Origin of the sequence: Facklamia sp. P13069 (assembly GCF_050409405.1) — a bacterium.
GTDB lineage: Bacteria > Bacillota > Bacilli > Lactobacillales > Aerococcaceae > Facklamia.
Genome location: NZ_JBNUPN010000001.1, coordinates 25901 through 41572 on the forward strand (window position 1 = coordinate 25901; position 15672 = coordinate 41572).

The following is a 15672-nucleotide window of genomic DNA, read 5'->3' on the forward strand; positions in this document are numbered from 1 at the left end:
ATGAAGTTCTTATGGCAGCAAATAATTGTTTTCTTAATAGTATTATTGACTGCCCTAACGGTTTCTGCATACCGTATTTCCGATTATATGGAAAAGAAGATCTATGAGGATCGTGAATTGCAGCTCTTGCGTTATGGTGAAAATATAGTTGATAATTATTTTTCGAGAGAAGATTTGGTTCGTGCATCCCAGTTACTGTCAAGTGAAAAAATAATTATCCAAGTGAATTTGTCCGATGGACGAATAATTTATCCTACTTATGATCAGCGCTTTGGTTCGAAGTTGAGTAAAGAAGATCTGGAACAGATTGCTAAGGGTGGAAATGTTGGGTTACGCTACTCACAAAGATACGTAGACCCAGACACGCAGTTACAAATGGCAACGGTCTACATTCCTTTGAAAGAAAATCAAGTAGCAGGTTTTCCTCCGGGTTTTATTAGTTTAGGGGCACCACTAGAAGATTTAGAAGAAAAAGTGACGGCCATGCAAGAAAAAGTATTATTTGCTTATTTATTAGCAGGTATTGGAGGCTTAGGGATGAGTGTTCTCTTTTCAATCTATCAGACTAATAAGTTAAAACAGCTGCGAAAAGCCAGTCAAGAAATTGCCTCTGGAAATTATGAAATTAAGGTGAATACCAAAGGTCAGGATGAATTTGCTGATTTATCTAAAGATTTTCAAAAGATGGCAGATTCTCTTGTTCAATATGAGTCGGAAGTTGAAAGACAAGAGACATTAAGGAAACAATTCATGATGGATGTGGCTCACGAAATGCGAACCCCTCTAACAACCATGAGTGGATTATTAGAAGGTTTACGTTACGATATGATTCCTGAAAATCAAGTGGATCGCAGTTTGGAACTCATCCACTCTGAAACGCAGCGCTTGACACGTTTAGTTAATGAAAATTTAGATTATGAACGAATACGTAACAAACAAATCAGCCTAAATAAAGTTTCTATCAATACCGAAGTTTTATTTGAAAATATAAAAACCCAATTACAAGTAAAAGCTAAAGAAAAGAATGATCAATTAGTTAGTCAAATTGCACCAGATTTCACTTTATGGGCAGACTATGATCGTATTACTCAAGTTTTGATTAATTTAGTAACCAATGCCATTCAATTTTCGCAAGATAGTGAGATTGTTTTAGAAGCTAAAATGGTAGACGCAGGTTCTCAAATAAAAGTGATCGATCATGGTATTGGGATTGACACCGATCAGATTCGTTCCATATGGGAAAGGTTTTATAAAGTTGATGTTTCAAGAAAAAACACAAAGTTTGGGGAATCTGGCATCGGTTTGGCTGTTGTCAAATCCTTGGTTGAAGCTCATAATGGGAAAATAGAAGTTGAGAGCGAACTCAATAAAGGGTCAGTTTTTATAATAACGTTGCCACATCAAAACAAATAAGCTATAATGTACCCTTGTTAATGATAACTAACAAAACTGACATGATAAGGAGGACTATCGAGTGGGGAAAACTTTAAAAGGCATAATATCTATTGCTCTTATTTTAGGTTTAGTAGGAGTCATTACTTTGAACGCTTACGTAAATTCAAATTCAAAAGCTAATCTTGTTCAAAAGCCTAACCAAGAATTCACCAACATTTTGGACGATATTCAATCTCAAATTGATGAGCTATATTATGATGAAAACCAAGATTTCTTAAAAGAATCATTCCAAGTGGAAATGATAGACCCAATTAAAAAGAATATTAATAAGTTGAATGAATCAACGACTGTTAAGAATCAATATCTTGATCAGTTGAAAGAAATTGAAAAACGTTTCCAAGCACAAAATGAGGTCAATGACTTCTTTGCAGGAACCAAAGATGCTATCCGTGGAAATGAAGTGAATGAAGATTTAATGATCCGCGAAGGGCTCACTAAAGAAAAAGTGCTCAAGGTAAAAGAAGAATATTACTATGAAGAAATTGGAATTGATGAGCAGACTTCGGATTCAAATCAAGAAGTAGAATTAGATGCTTTTCAAAAGGCGATTAATCTTCTGATTGATCAAGTGGAAGAAAGTGTTGTTGAAGGTGATGAACTTTTAGAACTTTTCAAAGATGTAGAAAAAATTGATATCGTTGATGGTAATATTGGTAAAATAGCACAAGCTATGCGCAAATTCGATCAGCGATTATTAGAAGTCAAAGATTCACTTCCTTCTCTGTATAAAACAATGAATAAAAAAGCGGATACTTATACCCATAAAGTGATTAAAGAAGTGGCAAAAATAGCTAAAGATGTGCCACAATACTATCAACTCTTAGTTAGCTCTTTGGAACCATCTGAGCGTTTAAGTCAAGCTCTTGAAGATAATAAGGAACTTTTCGAAGGATCAGAGGAAACAACGGTTGAAGTAGTTGAAACAACTCAAAAGATAGCTGAAACTGTTGAGACTTCTAACGATTATTATTACGAGGAACCAGAAAACTCATGGACTAATCCAGAGCCAACACCTCCAAGTACAACTGTTCGACCAGGAACATCTGAACCAGTTGAATCGACACAAGTAATCGAGACATCTGAAGTTAATGACGATAATTATTACTAATATGCCTTTGATTTTTAATTAAGAAAAGCACTTCACCTTCAATTCATGCCTTTTATTAAAAGGTTATTTATTGGAAGTTGGAGTGCTTTTGTTAAAATAATTGGATATAAGAAATAAGGAGGAAAGATATGGATGTTTTATGCTTTATCGCCCATGATCAGCTAGCAAATTCTTCTAGCCAGCAATTTTTATTAGCTAGTGGCCAAGCGCTCACCCAAACAGACTACGTTGATTTAACGGCTGAGTGGCAAGACAAAGGTTTTTTTGATTCCAAACAAGAGCTTTTAAGAATGGCTGATTATGAGCGTATTTTATTTCAATTTCCTCTGTATTGGTATCAAGCACCGGCTATCTTAAAGGTTTGGATGGACCAAGTGTTTAATGATCAATTAAACTTTAAACAGACAGTGAAAATTTTACAAGATAAAGAATTTGGAATTGTATTAACGGTAGGTTCTAGACTCGAAAGTTTTCAACCAGGTGAACGAGCGGGAGTTAGTTTAGCGGACTTAATGTCACCTTATTATGCTTGGGCAAACGATTTTGCTATGAAGTATCGTCCACCTTTTATTATTTCACAATTTCATTATTTAACAGAAGAAGAAAAATATCATTTAATGATTGATTACGTGACTTATTTAAAAACAGGTCGACTTTATTTACTAGAAGATAAGGTGAATGTTTTGTTAGAAGAACTTGATCGACTAAAATTAAATTTAGACCCGCTTGATCAGCATATATATGACCAATTTATTCAGAAATTAATTGACCAAGCAGACGAGCTAAAAGAATTAGAACTTTTTGATGAGGAGTAGTAAAGATAATATGCAAAAAGCAAAGATGTTCCAAGTTCCTATTGAAAAATGGGTAGAAAGTTGCAAAGATTATCCAAGTCGTGCTGTTTTAAAGGTAGCTTTAGCTGTTTTGAAAGAGCAAGAGAAGAGAATTGAACAAAATAGAGACCAATTAGATGCTAATGCATGGAGTCCCAAAGCTTGGTCTTAGATAGGCTTGCAAGATAGTAGAATAGACTTTATACTAAAACGAAAGAACGAGTGGGAGTGAATGTGATGTCAATAATTGAAGATTTAAAGTGGCGAGGCGCTATCAATCAACAAACAGATGCAGAGGGTTTAGAGAAGCTATTATCTAAAAAAACGATTGCCTTATACTGCGGAGTAGATCCAACGGGGGATTCTATGCATATTGGGCATTTAATTCCTTTTATGGTTTTAAAGCGGTTTCAATTAGCCGGTCACCAACCGATTGTCTTGATTGGAGGGGCAACAGGATCGATTGGCGATCCTTCAGGTCGAACCAGTGAAAGAAGCTTACAAACAATGGAAGTAGTCCAAAAAAATGCTCAGAAGCTGACACAACAAATGGAAAAACTGTTCTTAAAAGGGGATTCGGATGATAATACTTTCAAAATAATGAATAATTATGATTGGTTAAGTAAACTCTCTTTATTAGAATTTCTGAGAGATTATGGTAAACACTTTAATGTTAATACGATGTTGGCTAAGGATGTTGTAGCCAGTCGACTTGAGAATGGAATTTCATTTACTGAATTTTCCTACCAAATTCTTCAATCCGTTGATTTTCATTACCTCTTCCAAACACAAAATGTTCAATTACAAGTCGGTGGTGGTGACCAGTGGGGAAATATTACAGCAGGTTTAGATTTTATCCGTCGTATGGAAGGAACAGAAGCAGAGGCCTATGGTTTAACTATTCCTTTAATGCTTAAGTCAGACGGTACTAAATTTGGCAAATCAGCAGGAGGAGAAACTGTTTGGTTAGATCCAGAAAAGACGACTCCTTATGAATTTTATCAATTCTGGCTTAATCAAGCAGATGATGATGTTGTTAAATATTTAAAATATTTCACTTTCCTCGAGCAATCAGAAATTGAAGCTTTAGAAAAAGAAGTGGCTGAACAACCGCATTTAAGAAAGGGACAACGTCGTTTAGCTGAGGAAATCACACGGTTTGTGCATGGTCAAGAAGCATTAGAAGAAGCCGAAAAAATTACTCACGCTCTGTTTACCGGTAATGTGGGTAATCTAACTACTCAACAAATTGAAGCAGGATTTAAAAATATGCCGCATGCACTAGCGAATAAAGAAGCAATGAATATTGTAATCTGGCTAGTGGAGACAGGGATCGTTCAGTCCAGAAGACAAGCCAGAGAATTTGTTAGCAACGGTGCTATATTAATTAATGGCACAAAAGTAACTGATTTGGATTATGAAATCAGTCAAAAAGATGCCATTGGAGAACTTTATATTATTGTCAGACGCGGGAAAAAACACTATACACTGGTCACTTTAAAATAGCGGTTGGTTCAAAACATCCTTAGAAAATTTCTAAGGATGTTTTTATCTGTTCAAATGTTTCAATAAGGTTACAAGTCTTATACGATTCAACGAAAACGCCCTTTTTTGATGTTTAATGTGTTAATATCATTCTTGTTAAGAGAAAAGTATCAATAGATATATTTAAATAAAAGTTCAAAGAGGAGCTAATAAGAATGAAAATCAAATTTTCTAAGAAGCTATTAACGACATTATTAACTTCATCAATTATACTTTCATCAGTTAGTAGTTTACCAATCTATGCTCAAGATATTGAGGGTATTAATGCAAACATTGATTATCAAGTAAATAATTTAAATGCTGAACAAACTCAGCTATATGCTCAGTTAGTAAATTCATACAATCAAATTGAAACAATTAAAGAAGAGGCTGAGCAACTTCAAAATTCGATTTCAGACGATAACCAAACAATTGAATTATTAAACCAAGAAATTGAAGAACTACAAGAAATGATTGACAAGCGTCAAGAGTTAATTGCTGAACAAGCGGTTGCTATTCAAGAAAAAGGTGGAACTACCAACTACCTAAATATTTTAGCATCTTCAGAATCACTTTCTGATTTCGTTGGACGAATGGATGTAATTATCAAGCTGGTTTCTTCTAATAAGGATTTATTAAATAGTCAAAAAGAAGACATGGCAAGTGTTGAAGCTAAAAAAGTAGCGACTGAAAAAGCTAAAGCAACAAAAGTTGATAAAATGATCAGCTTAGAAGCATTAAAAGGTGATTTAGAAGTTGAAACAGCTTCAGCAGAATTAGCTTACGCAGAATTAACTAGACAAGCAGAATTAGCTGAAGAAAACCGTCTAGCTCTAGAAGCAGAAGCAGCGGCCTTTGAAGCGGCAACTCAAGTAGCAATTATTGAGAACATACAAGCAGTTGAAGAAGCAGTTGTTGAATCTGGTGAAGATGTTGTAACTTCAGAAGTAGCACCATTAGAAACAATTGAAACATCTCAAGAGACTACACAAACAGCAGAAGTTTCATATGAAGTAGTTGCTTCACTAGAGACAATTGAAAGTGAAGAAGCAGTTGTTACAACTCAAGCAGTAGAAACAAGTTTAGAGCCAATTGAGACAACACAAGCTATCGAAACCACTGTTGCGCCAGTTGAAACAACACAAGTTGTTGAAACGAGTCTTGAGCCATTAGAAACAACAGCGGTTGAAGTGATTGCAACCACTGCAGAAGTAATCGAAGAAGTCCAAGCGCCAGACTTGTCTTATAATACTGGATCATTAATCGGAAATGCTGAAAAATATATTGGTATCCCTTATGTATGGGGAGGTAAATCTCCAGCAGGATTTGACTGTTCAGGATTTGTTCAATATGTTTTCAAAGAGACCTATGGTATGGAAATTGGTGGATGGACTGGTGCTCAAGAAAATGCGGGCACTAGAATTTCAATAGACCAAGCACAAGCAGGTGACTTATACTTCTGGGGTAGTCCTGGAGGAACTTACCACGTTGCTTTAGCAACTGGTGGAGGAAATTATATTCATGCTTCTCAACCAGGCACACCTTTAGGTTACTCAAACATTTCAACATTTACCCCATCGTTTGCGGTAAGAGTCTTATAAAAATTAATGAGAGTCAGGAAACTGACTCTTTTTTTATACAATCATTTAATTAAGCAAAAGACTGCTTCTAATCTATGATATAATATGAGAGATAATTTATTTGAAAGGGGCACTCATCCGTGACCGAACAAAAAACTTTTTATATTTCAACACCGATTTATTATCCCAGTGGTAAATTGCATATAGGAAATGCTTATTCCACTCTTGCTGCTGATACCATGTCACGCTATAAGCGTTTAATGGGTTACGATGTTTTCTTTGTAACTGGAACTGATGAACATGGTCAAAAGATTGAACAAAAAGCTGAGGAATTAAATTTAGAGCCCAAAGCATATGTTGATGAAATGGCTGAAGAAATTCAAAAGCTTTGGCAAAAACTAGAAATAACCAATGATCATTTTATTCGTACTACTGACGACTATCATGTTCAAGCGGTTCAAAAGATTTTTGACCAATTATTAGAACAAGGCGATATTTATTTGGGTGAATATTCAGGTTGGTATTCAGTCAGTGATGAGGAGTATTTTACCGAAACGCAGCTAGCGGAAGTCTTTAAAGATGAAAAGGGTAATGTCGTGGGAGGAATTGCTCCTTCCGGCCATGAAGTAGAGCTAGTAAAAGAAGAATCTTATTTCTTTAAATTAGCCAAATATACGGATCGGTTAATTGAATATTACGAATCCGATGATCAAGTGATTTTACCTGAATTTCGAAAAAATGAAATGATTAATAACTTTATCAAACCTGGTTTAGAAGACTTAGCAGTATCAAGGACCTCCTTCAGTTGGGGAATCCCAGTGAAGACAAATCCTAAACATGTTGTTTATGTATGGATTGATGCACTATCTAATTATATCACCTCTTTAGGTTATGGTAGCGATAATGATGAAGCTTTTAAAAAGTTTTGGCCTGCGGATATTCACGTCTTAGGCAAAGATATTTCGCGCTTCCATATGATTTATTGGCCCGCCTTATTAATGGCTTTAGATCTTCCTTTACCGAAACGTATTTATGCCCATGGTTGGATTGTCATGAAAGATGGCAAGATGTCTAAATCCAAAGGGAATGTGATTTACCCAGAGATTTTGATTGAACGATATGGTCTTGATGCGACTCGTTACTATCTTTTAAGAGGGATGAGTTTGGGGAGTGATTCTGTATTTACACCAGAAGACTTCGTTAAAAGCATCAATACTGAATTAGCCAATGACTTAGGAAACTTGCTCAACCGTACTGTTGCGATGATTAATAAATACTTCCAAGGTGCCGTACCTAACAAGCAAGTTTTGCAGTCACAAAATGATTTGGATAAAGAGTTCACTAATTATTTAACAGATCATTTAGAAGCATACCATGAAAAAATGGAATTAATGGCTTTTGATAAAGCGATTGACGCCTTAATGGCGATTGTTTCTAGATCTAACAAGTATATTGATCAAACTGAACCTTGGAATTTAGCAAAAGACTCACAATTAACAGATCGTTTAGCCATTGTAATGTTCCATTTGGCAGAAAGCTTACGCATCATCGGTCATTTATTAAGACCTTTTATGACACAGGCTCCATTGGAAATCTTCAAACAATTGGGTGTTGAGGAAGAAATAAACGCTAATTTAAGCGATCTAGTTTTTGGTCAATTTGCAGAAAATGCGCAGGTAATTAAAAAAGGTGTTCCTATCTTTCCTCGTTTGGAAGTGGAAGAAGAGATTACTTATTTACAAGAAGCCATGTCTCTTGAAAGTCAAAAGGATATTTCTTCAGCTAATTTAACAGTATCTGATCCTGACTGGGACCCGGAAGCAATTCAGTTAAGCTATGCTGAAACGGCAGAAGTAGCATTTGATGATTTTATTCAAACTGAAATTAAAGTAGCAGAAGTTATTGATGTCGACGAAGTAGAAGGCTCCAATAAGTTGTTACGCTTTAGACTGGATGCAGGTGACCAAGGTCATCGTCAAATCTTATCGGGTATTAAAAAATACTATCCGGATTTCAAAGAGTTAATTGGCAGAAAAGTCTTGGTTGTGGCAAATCTTAAACCGAGAAAGATGATGGGTCATATTAGTCAAGGTATGATTTTATCTGCTGAAAGTGGCAAAGATTTACATTTAGTTTTTGCCCCAGATCAAGCCAAAAATGGTTCACTGATTGGGTAAAAAGAATAAAAAGGACAAGTATTCGCACTTGTCCTTTTTATGTTTAATGAGCCTATCTGTTTGAAAAGAACGAGTTATGTTAAAATAACAAAAGATTGGAGAGGAAAAAATGAAATTATTTGATACACACACTCATCTAAATGTCTCCCAATTTCATGGGAAAGAAGAAGAATATTTACAAAGAGCTAAAGAAGCAGGCGTCGGTTTTTTAGCAGTTGTTGGTTTTGATCGTCCTACCATCGAGCGCAGTCTAACGCTTAGCCAAGAGCATAAGCATTTGATTAGTGTGGTAGGTTGTCATCCCACCGAAACCATTTATTATGATCAAGCTTTTGAAGACGATTTACATAAGTGGTTAGAATTAGATCGTGTCAAAATGTTAGGTGAAATAGGTTTGGATTATCATTGGGATACCTCTCCCAAAGATATTCAAGCTAAAGTCTTTAGAAGGCAAATAGCCATTGCCAAGGAACATAATCTACCAATTACTATTCATAATCGCGAAGCAACCAAAGATTGCTACCGAATTCTTAAGGAAGAAGGGCTTCCAGCAGCTGGGGGAATTATGCACTCTTTTGGAGAAGGACCTGAGGAGGCGAAGCGCTTTTTAGATTTAGGTATGCACTTATCTTTTAGTGGGGTGGTCACTTTTAAAAAGACGGAAGATGTCCGTCAAGCTGCGGCCATTACACCACTAGATAAACTATTGATCGAAACAGATGCTCCTTACTTAGCCCCTGTTCCAATGAGAGGAAAGCAAAATGAACCAGCTTTCGTTAAGTATGTAGCGGAAAAGTTGGCTGAAGTTAGAAACCTTTCCGTCGAAGAAGTTGCCCGGATAACAAGTGAAAACGCCTTTAAGCTATTTAATTGGCAACCAGAAGAGGAAGCTTAATGAAAGAAATAGAAGTGCCCACCGAAGTGGTGGTAGTAGAAGGTCGATCTGATACCCAACGTCTTAATCAGATTTTTGGCCCAAGTATTAAAGTGATTGAAACCAATGGGTCGGCCATTGATCAAGAAATCCTCAGCCGAATTGAAGAAGCTAATAAGCAATTTGGCGTAATAGTCTTTACTGATCCTGATTATCCTGGCGAGCGCATTCGCAGAATTATTCGTACTCAAATTCCAAGCGTTAAAGAAGCTTTTTTAAGTCAAGAAGCTGCAAATTCACATCGTAAAAAAGATTCTTTGGGAATTGAACATGCCAGTGCAGCCGATATTCAAGCAGCCTTAAGTAAAGTAACAAAGATGTCGCCTCAAAAAGAATTAAAACCGATACCCATGGCAGAACTGGTGGCTATGGGTCTAGCTGGAACAGAGCAAGCCAATGTTTTAAGGCAGACAGTAGCTAATCATTTTAATTTAGGACACGTTAACGCTAAGCAGTTACAAAAGCAATTGGCTAAGTACCAAGTAAGTCGTCAAGAGATACTAGCTTATTTAAAAAGGAGGGAAGAAAGTGAATAAAGATATTGATCATAAACTAATAGCAACACCCAGTCGTACAAGTTCGATTATGAAGCAGTATGATATAAAAATGAAGAAAAGTTTAGGGCAAAACTTTTTAGTAGAGCCTCAAATTCTACAAAGGTTAGTAGAAGTAGCAGAGATTGATTCAGAAACAACCGTTATCGAAATAGGTCCAGGAATAGGTGCTCTGACAGAGTTTTTGGCCTTATCTGCTAAGAAAGTGTTGGCATTTGAAATAGATCAACGTTTTGTAAATATTCTTCAAGATACCCTATCTCCCTATGAAAACGTTGAAGTTATTCATCGAGACATTTTAAAAGTTGATTTTAGTCAATCAGATTATGCTTACTTACACCAAAGTAAACGCTTAGTGGTGGTCGCTAATTTACCTTATTATATTACGACGCCTATCATTATGCATTTACTAGCTAGCCAGTTGTCCTTTGATTCTTTAGTCATGATGATGCAAAAGGAAGTAGCTGAGCGCATGACTGCGCAAGTAGGAACCAAAGCTTATAATTCACTAACAGTGGCTATTCAGCTTCAAATGAAAGCGGAATTAGCATTTATTGTCCCTCCCACTGTTTTTATGCCCAGACCCAATGTCGATTCTGCTGTGTTAAAATTAACGAGCTTAGAAAATCCATCTCACAACTTTAAAAACAGTAGGTCATTTCAACAGTTTGTTCAAGCTTGCTTTAAACAACGTAGAAAAACCCTGTGGAATAATTTAAAAGTTTATTATCCCAATCAAGAAGCAACTTACTTAGAAAGTTGCTTTGCTAAGGCGGATATTTTACCTAGCCGTCGCGCTGAAACATTAAATTTGGATGAGTTTATTAAGCTTTTTAACATTTTAAGTGAAAGAAATTGATAGAATAATTGTTAGACGATAATGTTAGACGATAATACATTGCAAGTTATTCTTACTTATGTTATATTGTAAAATTTAAGAATTTGTGATATAATATGGTATGAGGTGATAAGATGCCAAAAGACCTGATTGAAATCAAGTCAATGCTTGATGGAAGAGTTGGAGAAGAGATTGTTGTAACTGTTCAAATGGGGCGTAAGAAGAAACGAGAGCGTCGTGGAACACTTGCTGAAACTTATCGGTCAATTTTTATTGTTGACTTAGATGAGGAAGACAATGTGGATCGTGTATCATTTTCTTATCGAGACATATTAACTAATGCGGTTGAAATCGAATTTTAAACTTTCAAGTTTTAAAGAGGCTTACTTGTTATTGAGTAAGGCTCTTTCTTATTTTGTGATGCAAGCTATGGTATAATTAATTGTATATCTTATGGAGGTGTCGCTCTTGAAAATGATTGTTGGTCTCGGTAACCCAGGTGAACGTTATGCCAATACGCGACATAACGCTGGCTTTGAAGCAATCGATCGTTTAGTAGATAAAGAAGGCTTAAACTTTACTGATCAAAAATTTGATGCAGATTTTACCATTTGGCGGAATCAATCAGATAAGATTTTATTAGTTAAACCCTTTACCTATATGAATAATTCGGGACAAGCTGTTTTACCCTTAATGTCTTATTATGGTATTGCGGTAGAGGATTTAATAGTAGTCTATGACGATTTAGATCTCGAACCAGGTCGTATTCGCCTTCGTGAAAAAGGTTCTGCCGGTGGGCATAATGGCATGAAATCGATTATTCATATGCTTGGAACGAATGACTTTAAGCGTATAAGAGTTGGGATTGGCCGTCCACAAGCAGGTTGGAAGGTCATTGATCATGTTTTAGCTCCTTTTGATAAGGACAGCTTACCACTTGTTACTCAAGCAATTGATCATGCAGCGAATGCTTTAACAGACTGGGTTGGTGGAAAACCTTACAGTGAAGTAATGAATTTTTATAATAGAAAATAATCATGGAGTAAGGATATCCCTGCTTCATGTTTTTGTGTTGGATGTATAAGGAGAGATTTGATGTTAGATAAGTTGCAAACGGCAGCCTTTGATCAAAGTATAAATACTATAAATAAAGCAAATAATTCTAATCTTCCTCATTTAGTGACGGGTCTAGATGGTAGTGGGAAAGCAATATATATCGCTAAACTATATCAAGAGGCTCCGAGTCAAATGATTATACTGGAAAGCAATCCGAATCACTTAATCCAAATGTTTGAAGATCTTTCCAGCTTGCTACCTAATGTCGCTATATATTCTTTTCCTGCGGAAGAGAGTTTGGCGCTAGAATATTCTACAGCTTCTCTAGAAGGTCGGGCGCAAAGAGTAGAATGTTTACAAGCCTTATTGAGTAAAGAGCCTGTTATTGCTTTAACCAATGTGTCTGGTATTCGTAAGCGACTTTCGCCAGTTGAAGATTGGTTAGCCAACCAATTGGAATTGACGATTGGTTATGAGATTGAAAGAGAAGACTTAGAAAATATTTTATTTGAACTAGGTTATCAAAAAGTAGCAATGGTTATGACCCCCGGGGAGTTCTCTGTAAGGGGGAGTATCATTGACTTTTATCCTCTAACCGCTCCCTCTCCTATTCGCTTAGATTTCTTTGATGTGGAACTCGATTCTATCCGTTACTTTGATGCAGAAAGCCAAGTTTCAAAGAAAAACCTTCAAACGATAAAGATTGAACCTGCTACTGATGTGCTATTTACTAAAAAACAACAAGAAAGTATTAAAGAGCAATTGGATGAAGCAATTAAGAAGGCGAGTAAAAAAATCAAAGATGAAGAGATGAAACAAAAGCTAAAGCGATTTATGGGTGAGCAGCTTGAAGGTTTAAACCATAATCAAACACTTGATAAGAGCCAAGCTTTTTTATCTTTTTACGATCCTAAGGGGCATTCCCTTTTGGATTATATGCATGTTTCAGGGCGTTTAGTAGTCAATGAGTTCTCAAAAATTCATCAAGAAGAAATCCAATTAATTGAGCATGATCAATTTTGGTTGGAACAGGAAACCTTAAAGGGTCATCTATTTCCCAATCAACCATTAAAGTTATCAGCATTCGATCAAATTAATCAAAGTAAGCATGCAGTCATCTTCTTTGATTTGATTCAAAAGAGTATGGGCAAGCAGGCATTAGCTAGTATTCATCATTTTTCTTACCGGACAATGAATGCCTTTTATCATCAGATGCCATTAATAAAAGCAGAGATAGATCATTGGTTGAATCAAAATCAAAATATTCAAATTATTGTTGAATCAAAAAAGCGGGCCGAAAAGGTGCGGCAACTATTTGCTGAATATCAAATTGATCCGATACATATCCAAGAACAAGATGATTTTCTGCCAGGCCAGGTAAACCTGCTCATTGGAAACCTAAGCCATGGCTTCGAGTTACCAAATGATAAATGGGTTTTACTGACTGAAAAAGAATTGTTTAATCGTATGAAGAAGAAAGTGATTAAACAACAAAAACTTTCTAATGCTGAGCGAATAAAATCTTATAATGAACTGGAAACTGGCGATTACGTGGTCCATATTAATCATGGGATTGGCCGCTATACTGGAATGGAAACCATGGAAATTGCTGGTTCCCATCGTGATTTACTAGTTATTGAATACCAAAATAACGCCAAAGTGATGGTGCCCATTGACCAATTGCATCTTATTCAAAAATATGTTGCCTCTGGTGAAGCTAAAACACCTAAAATTCATCGTTTAGGTGGTACAGAATGGACGAAAACTAAGCAAAAAGTTTCAAGTAAAATTGAAGATATTGCGGATGAGTTGATTGAACTCTATGCTAAACGTGAAAAAGACAAGGGCTTTGCCTTTAGTGAAGATAGTCCTGAACAGCAAGAGTTCGAAAATGCTTTTCCTTATGTAGAAACGCCTGACCAGCTACAATCAGCTTCAGAAATAAAGAAAGATATGGAAAAAGAAAGACCGATGGATCGTTTATTAATTGGGGATGTTGGTTATGGAAAAACTGAGGTAGCCATGCGAGCCATTTTTAAGGCGGTGATGGATGGTAAGCAAGTAGCCTTCTTGGTGCCAACAACTATATTAGCTCAACAACATTACAATTCATTGATTGAACGATTCGCTGATTATCCATTCAATATCAGGATGCTTAGTCGTTTTGTGACCAAGACTAATCAAAAAGAGACAATCAAAGACTTAAAGGTAGGCGCTTGTCAAATTGTAGTGGGAACTCACCGGATTTTATCGAAAGATATTGAATTTTTAGATTTAGGCTTATTAGTCGTCGATGAGGAACAGCGTTTTGGTGTGAAACATAAAGAGCGATTGAAGCAATTAAGATCGCAAGTGGATGTTTTGACATTAACAGCTACTCCAATACCTCGAACTCTTCATATGTCGATGATTGGAGTGAGAGATTTATCTGTGATTGAAACACCGCCGAGTAATCGTTATCCTGTCCAGACCTATGTAATGGAACGGAATGAAGGGGCCATTAAATCTGCCTTGGAACGTGAGATTGCTCGCGGAGGACAGGCCTTTTATCTTTATAATCGTGTAGCTACTATCTATCATCGTGCAGAAGAACTCGCTCAATTAGTTCCTGAGGCACGTGTTGCGGTTGCTCACGGTCAAATGAGTGAAATTGAATTAGAAAATGTTCTATATGACTTTGTTCAAGGAGACTATGACTTATTAGTGACGACTACTATTATTGAAACGGGAGTCGATATTCCTAATGCCAACACTTTATTTATTGACCATGCAGATAAAATGGGCTTATCCACTCTTTACCAATTAAGAGGAAGAGTGGGGCGAACCAATCGACTCGCTTATGCTTATTTAATGTATGATCCTATGAAGCAATTAAGTGAAGTCAGTGAAAAACGACTGAATGCCATTCGTGAATTCACCGAATTGGGATCTGGTTTTAAAATTGCTATGCGCGACCTTTCAATTCGTGGAGCAGGCAATCTTTTAGGGGCACAACAATCTGGCTTTATCGATTCCATCGGGTTTGATTTATATTCTCAATTATTGAAAGAAGCGGTCGACAAAAAGCAAGGTAAAGAAAACCAGCAGGCAGTATTCAATCAAAGTGATACTGAAATTGACTTAGCCATTGATGCCTATCTACCTGCTAGTTATATTGAAGATGAACGCCAAAAAATTGCAGCTTATAAAGCTATCCAACGAATTGATTCCTTAGATTCTTATCGCGAGGTTCAAGATCAATTAATTGATCGCTACGGTGAATACCCTGACCAAGTAGCTGACTTATTAGATATCGCTTTACTCCGGTATTTAGCTAGTCAAACGGGCATGCTTACTATTAAAAGGCAGCACCAATATGTCGTTTTGACTTTCAGCGAAGAAGCCACACAATTTTTCTATGGCCCTAATATTTATCAAGCCCTGCAGGATGTTCAAGCGAGAGAAACAGTCACTAAACCTAAAGATCGAATGCTGGTTAAATTGACCATTCAAGGAAAAGAGAGTTATGAAATTTTAAGTCTCTTAAAGAAATTATTAGAGCAAGCCTATCAAATTAAGCAAAATTATCAACAGCGTCAAAAAGATTTAAATCATGCACTAAAGTAAAAAGGAG

At 36.3% G+C, this 15672-nt stretch carries 13 protein-coding genes; all 13 read left to right on the plus strand.

The features are described 5' to 3' along the window. The 13 genes from ACQV2T_RS00140 to mfd all read left to right on the plus strand — a co-directional run bounded on the left by ACQV2T_RS00140 (position 1) and on the right by mfd (position 15665). A complete protein-coding gene (locus ACQV2T_RS00140) occupies positions 1–1413 on the plus strand; it encodes an ATP-binding protein (RefSeq protein WP_428893086.1) in 1413 nt (470 codons plus the stop codon). 61 nt (positions 1414–1474) lie between these two features. Beyond that, positions 1475–2563: a hypothetical protein gene (locus ACQV2T_RS00145; protein ID WP_428875181.1), complete on the plus strand. Its 1089-nt coding sequence runs from the start codon at positions 1475–1477 to the stop codon at positions 2561–2563. Positions 2564–2691: 128 nt separating this feature from the next. After that, positions 2692–3378 (plus strand): NAD(P)H-dependent oxidoreductase, encoded by a 687-nt coding sequence (locus tag ACQV2T_RS00150; protein WP_428873197.1) that lies wholly within the window; start codon positions 2692–2694, stop codon positions 3376–3378. 10 nt (positions 3379–3388) lie between these two features. Then, positions 3389–3568 (plus strand): hypothetical protein, encoded by a 180-nt coding sequence (locus tag ACQV2T_RS00155; RefSeq protein WP_428875182.1) that lies wholly within the window; start codon positions 3389–3391, stop codon positions 3566–3568. 65 nt (positions 3569–3633) lie between these two features. Beyond that, positions 3634–4902, plus strand: coding sequence for a tyrosine--tRNA ligase (tyrS, locus tag ACQV2T_RS00160; protein WP_428893087.1), 1269 nt, complete (start codon positions 3634–3636; stop codon positions 4900–4902). Between the two features lie 194 nt (positions 4903–5096). Further along, entirely contained in the window at positions 5097–6521 is a 1425-nt protein-coding gene (locus ACQV2T_RS00165) for an NlpC/P60 family protein (RefSeq protein WP_428891959.1), read from the plus strand. A 119-nt stretch (positions 6522–6640) separates the two neighbouring features. Next, positions 6641–8677 (plus strand): methionine--tRNA ligase, encoded by a 2037-nt coding sequence (metG, locus tag ACQV2T_RS00170; protein WP_428875184.1) that lies wholly within the window; start codon positions 6641–6643, stop codon positions 8675–8677. A 109-nt stretch (positions 8678–8786) separates the two neighbouring features. Next, positions 8787–9572 (plus strand): TatD family hydrolase, encoded by a 786-nt coding sequence (locus tag ACQV2T_RS00175; protein ID WP_428873203.1) that lies wholly within the window; start codon positions 8787–8789, stop codon positions 9570–9572. Then, complete coding sequence (gene rnmV / locus ACQV2T_RS00180) at positions 9572–10147, plus strand: ribonuclease M5 (RefSeq protein WP_428873205.1); 576 nt, start codon at positions 9572–9574, stop codon at positions 10145–10147. The genes ACQV2T_RS00175 and rnmV overlap by 1 nt, the downstream gene beginning before the upstream one ends. A gap of 49 nt (positions 10148–10196) precedes the next feature. After that, positions 10197–11024: a 16S rRNA (adenine(1518)-N(6)/adenine(1519)-N(6))-dimethyltransferase RsmA gene (gene rsmA / locus ACQV2T_RS00185; protein ID WP_428873343.1), complete on the plus strand. Its 828-nt coding sequence runs from the start codon at positions 10197–10199 to the stop codon at positions 11022–11024. Positions 11025–11137: 113 nt separating this feature from the next. Next, the gene (locus ACQV2T_RS00190) at positions 11138–11365 is read left to right on the plus strand and encodes a Veg family protein (protein ID WP_428873206.1); all 228 of its coding nucleotides are present in this window, start codon (positions 11138–11140) and stop codon (positions 11363–11365) included. 106 nt (positions 11366–11471) lie between these two features. Continuing rightward, positions 11472–12038: an aminoacyl-tRNA hydrolase gene (gene pth, locus ACQV2T_RS00195; protein ID WP_428873208.1), complete on the plus strand. Its 567-nt coding sequence runs from the start codon at positions 11472–11474 to the stop codon at positions 12036–12038. Positions 12039–12098: 60 nt separating this feature from the next. Beyond that, entirely contained in the window at positions 12099–15665 is a 3567-nt protein-coding gene (gene mfd / locus ACQV2T_RS00200; protein ID WP_428893088.1) for a transcription-repair coupling factor, read from the plus strand. Positions 15666–15672: the final 7 nt, after the last annotated feature.

What these genes read in the sequence shown, in the direction of transcription:
- ACQV2T_RS00140 (WP_428893086.1), top strand. Translation starts at nt 1, where the DNA reads ATGAAGTTCTTATGGCAGCAAATAATTGTTTTCTTAATAGTATTATTG.
- ACQV2T_RS00150 (WP_428873197.1), top strand. Translation starts at nt 2,692, where the DNA reads ATGGATGTTTTATGCTTTATCGCCCATGATCAGCTAGCAAATTCTTCT.
- ACQV2T_RS00155 (WP_428875182.1), top strand. Translation starts at nt 3,389, where the DNA reads ATGCAAAAAGCAAAGATGTTCCAAGTTCCTATTGAAAAATGGGTAGAA.
- tyrS (WP_428893087.1), top strand. Translation starts at nt 3,634, where the DNA reads ATGTCAATAATTGAAGATTTAAAGTGGCGAGGCGCTATCAATCAACAA.
- ACQV2T_RS00165 (WP_428891959.1), top strand. Translation starts at nt 5,097, where the DNA reads ATGAAAATCAAATTTTCTAAGAAGCTATTAACGACATTATTAACTTCA.
- ACQV2T_RS00175 (WP_428873203.1), top strand. Translation starts at nt 8,787, where the DNA reads ATGAAATTATTTGATACACACACTCATCTAAATGTCTCCCAATTTCAT.
- rnmV (WP_428873205.1), top strand. Translation starts at nt 9,572, where the DNA reads ATGAAAGAAATAGAAGTGCCCACCGAAGTGGTGGTAGTAGAAGGTCGA.
- rsmA (WP_428873343.1), top strand. Translation starts at nt 10,197, where the DNA reads ATGAAGCAGTATGATATAAAAATGAAGAAAAGTTTAGGGCAAAACTTT.
- ACQV2T_RS00190 (WP_428873206.1), top strand. Translation starts at nt 11,138, where the DNA reads ATGCCAAAAGACCTGATTGAAATCAAGTCAATGCTTGATGGAAGAGTT.
- mfd (WP_428893088.1), top strand. Translation starts at nt 12,099, where the DNA reads ATGTTAGATAAGTTGCAAACGGCAGCCTTTGATCAAAGTATAAATACT.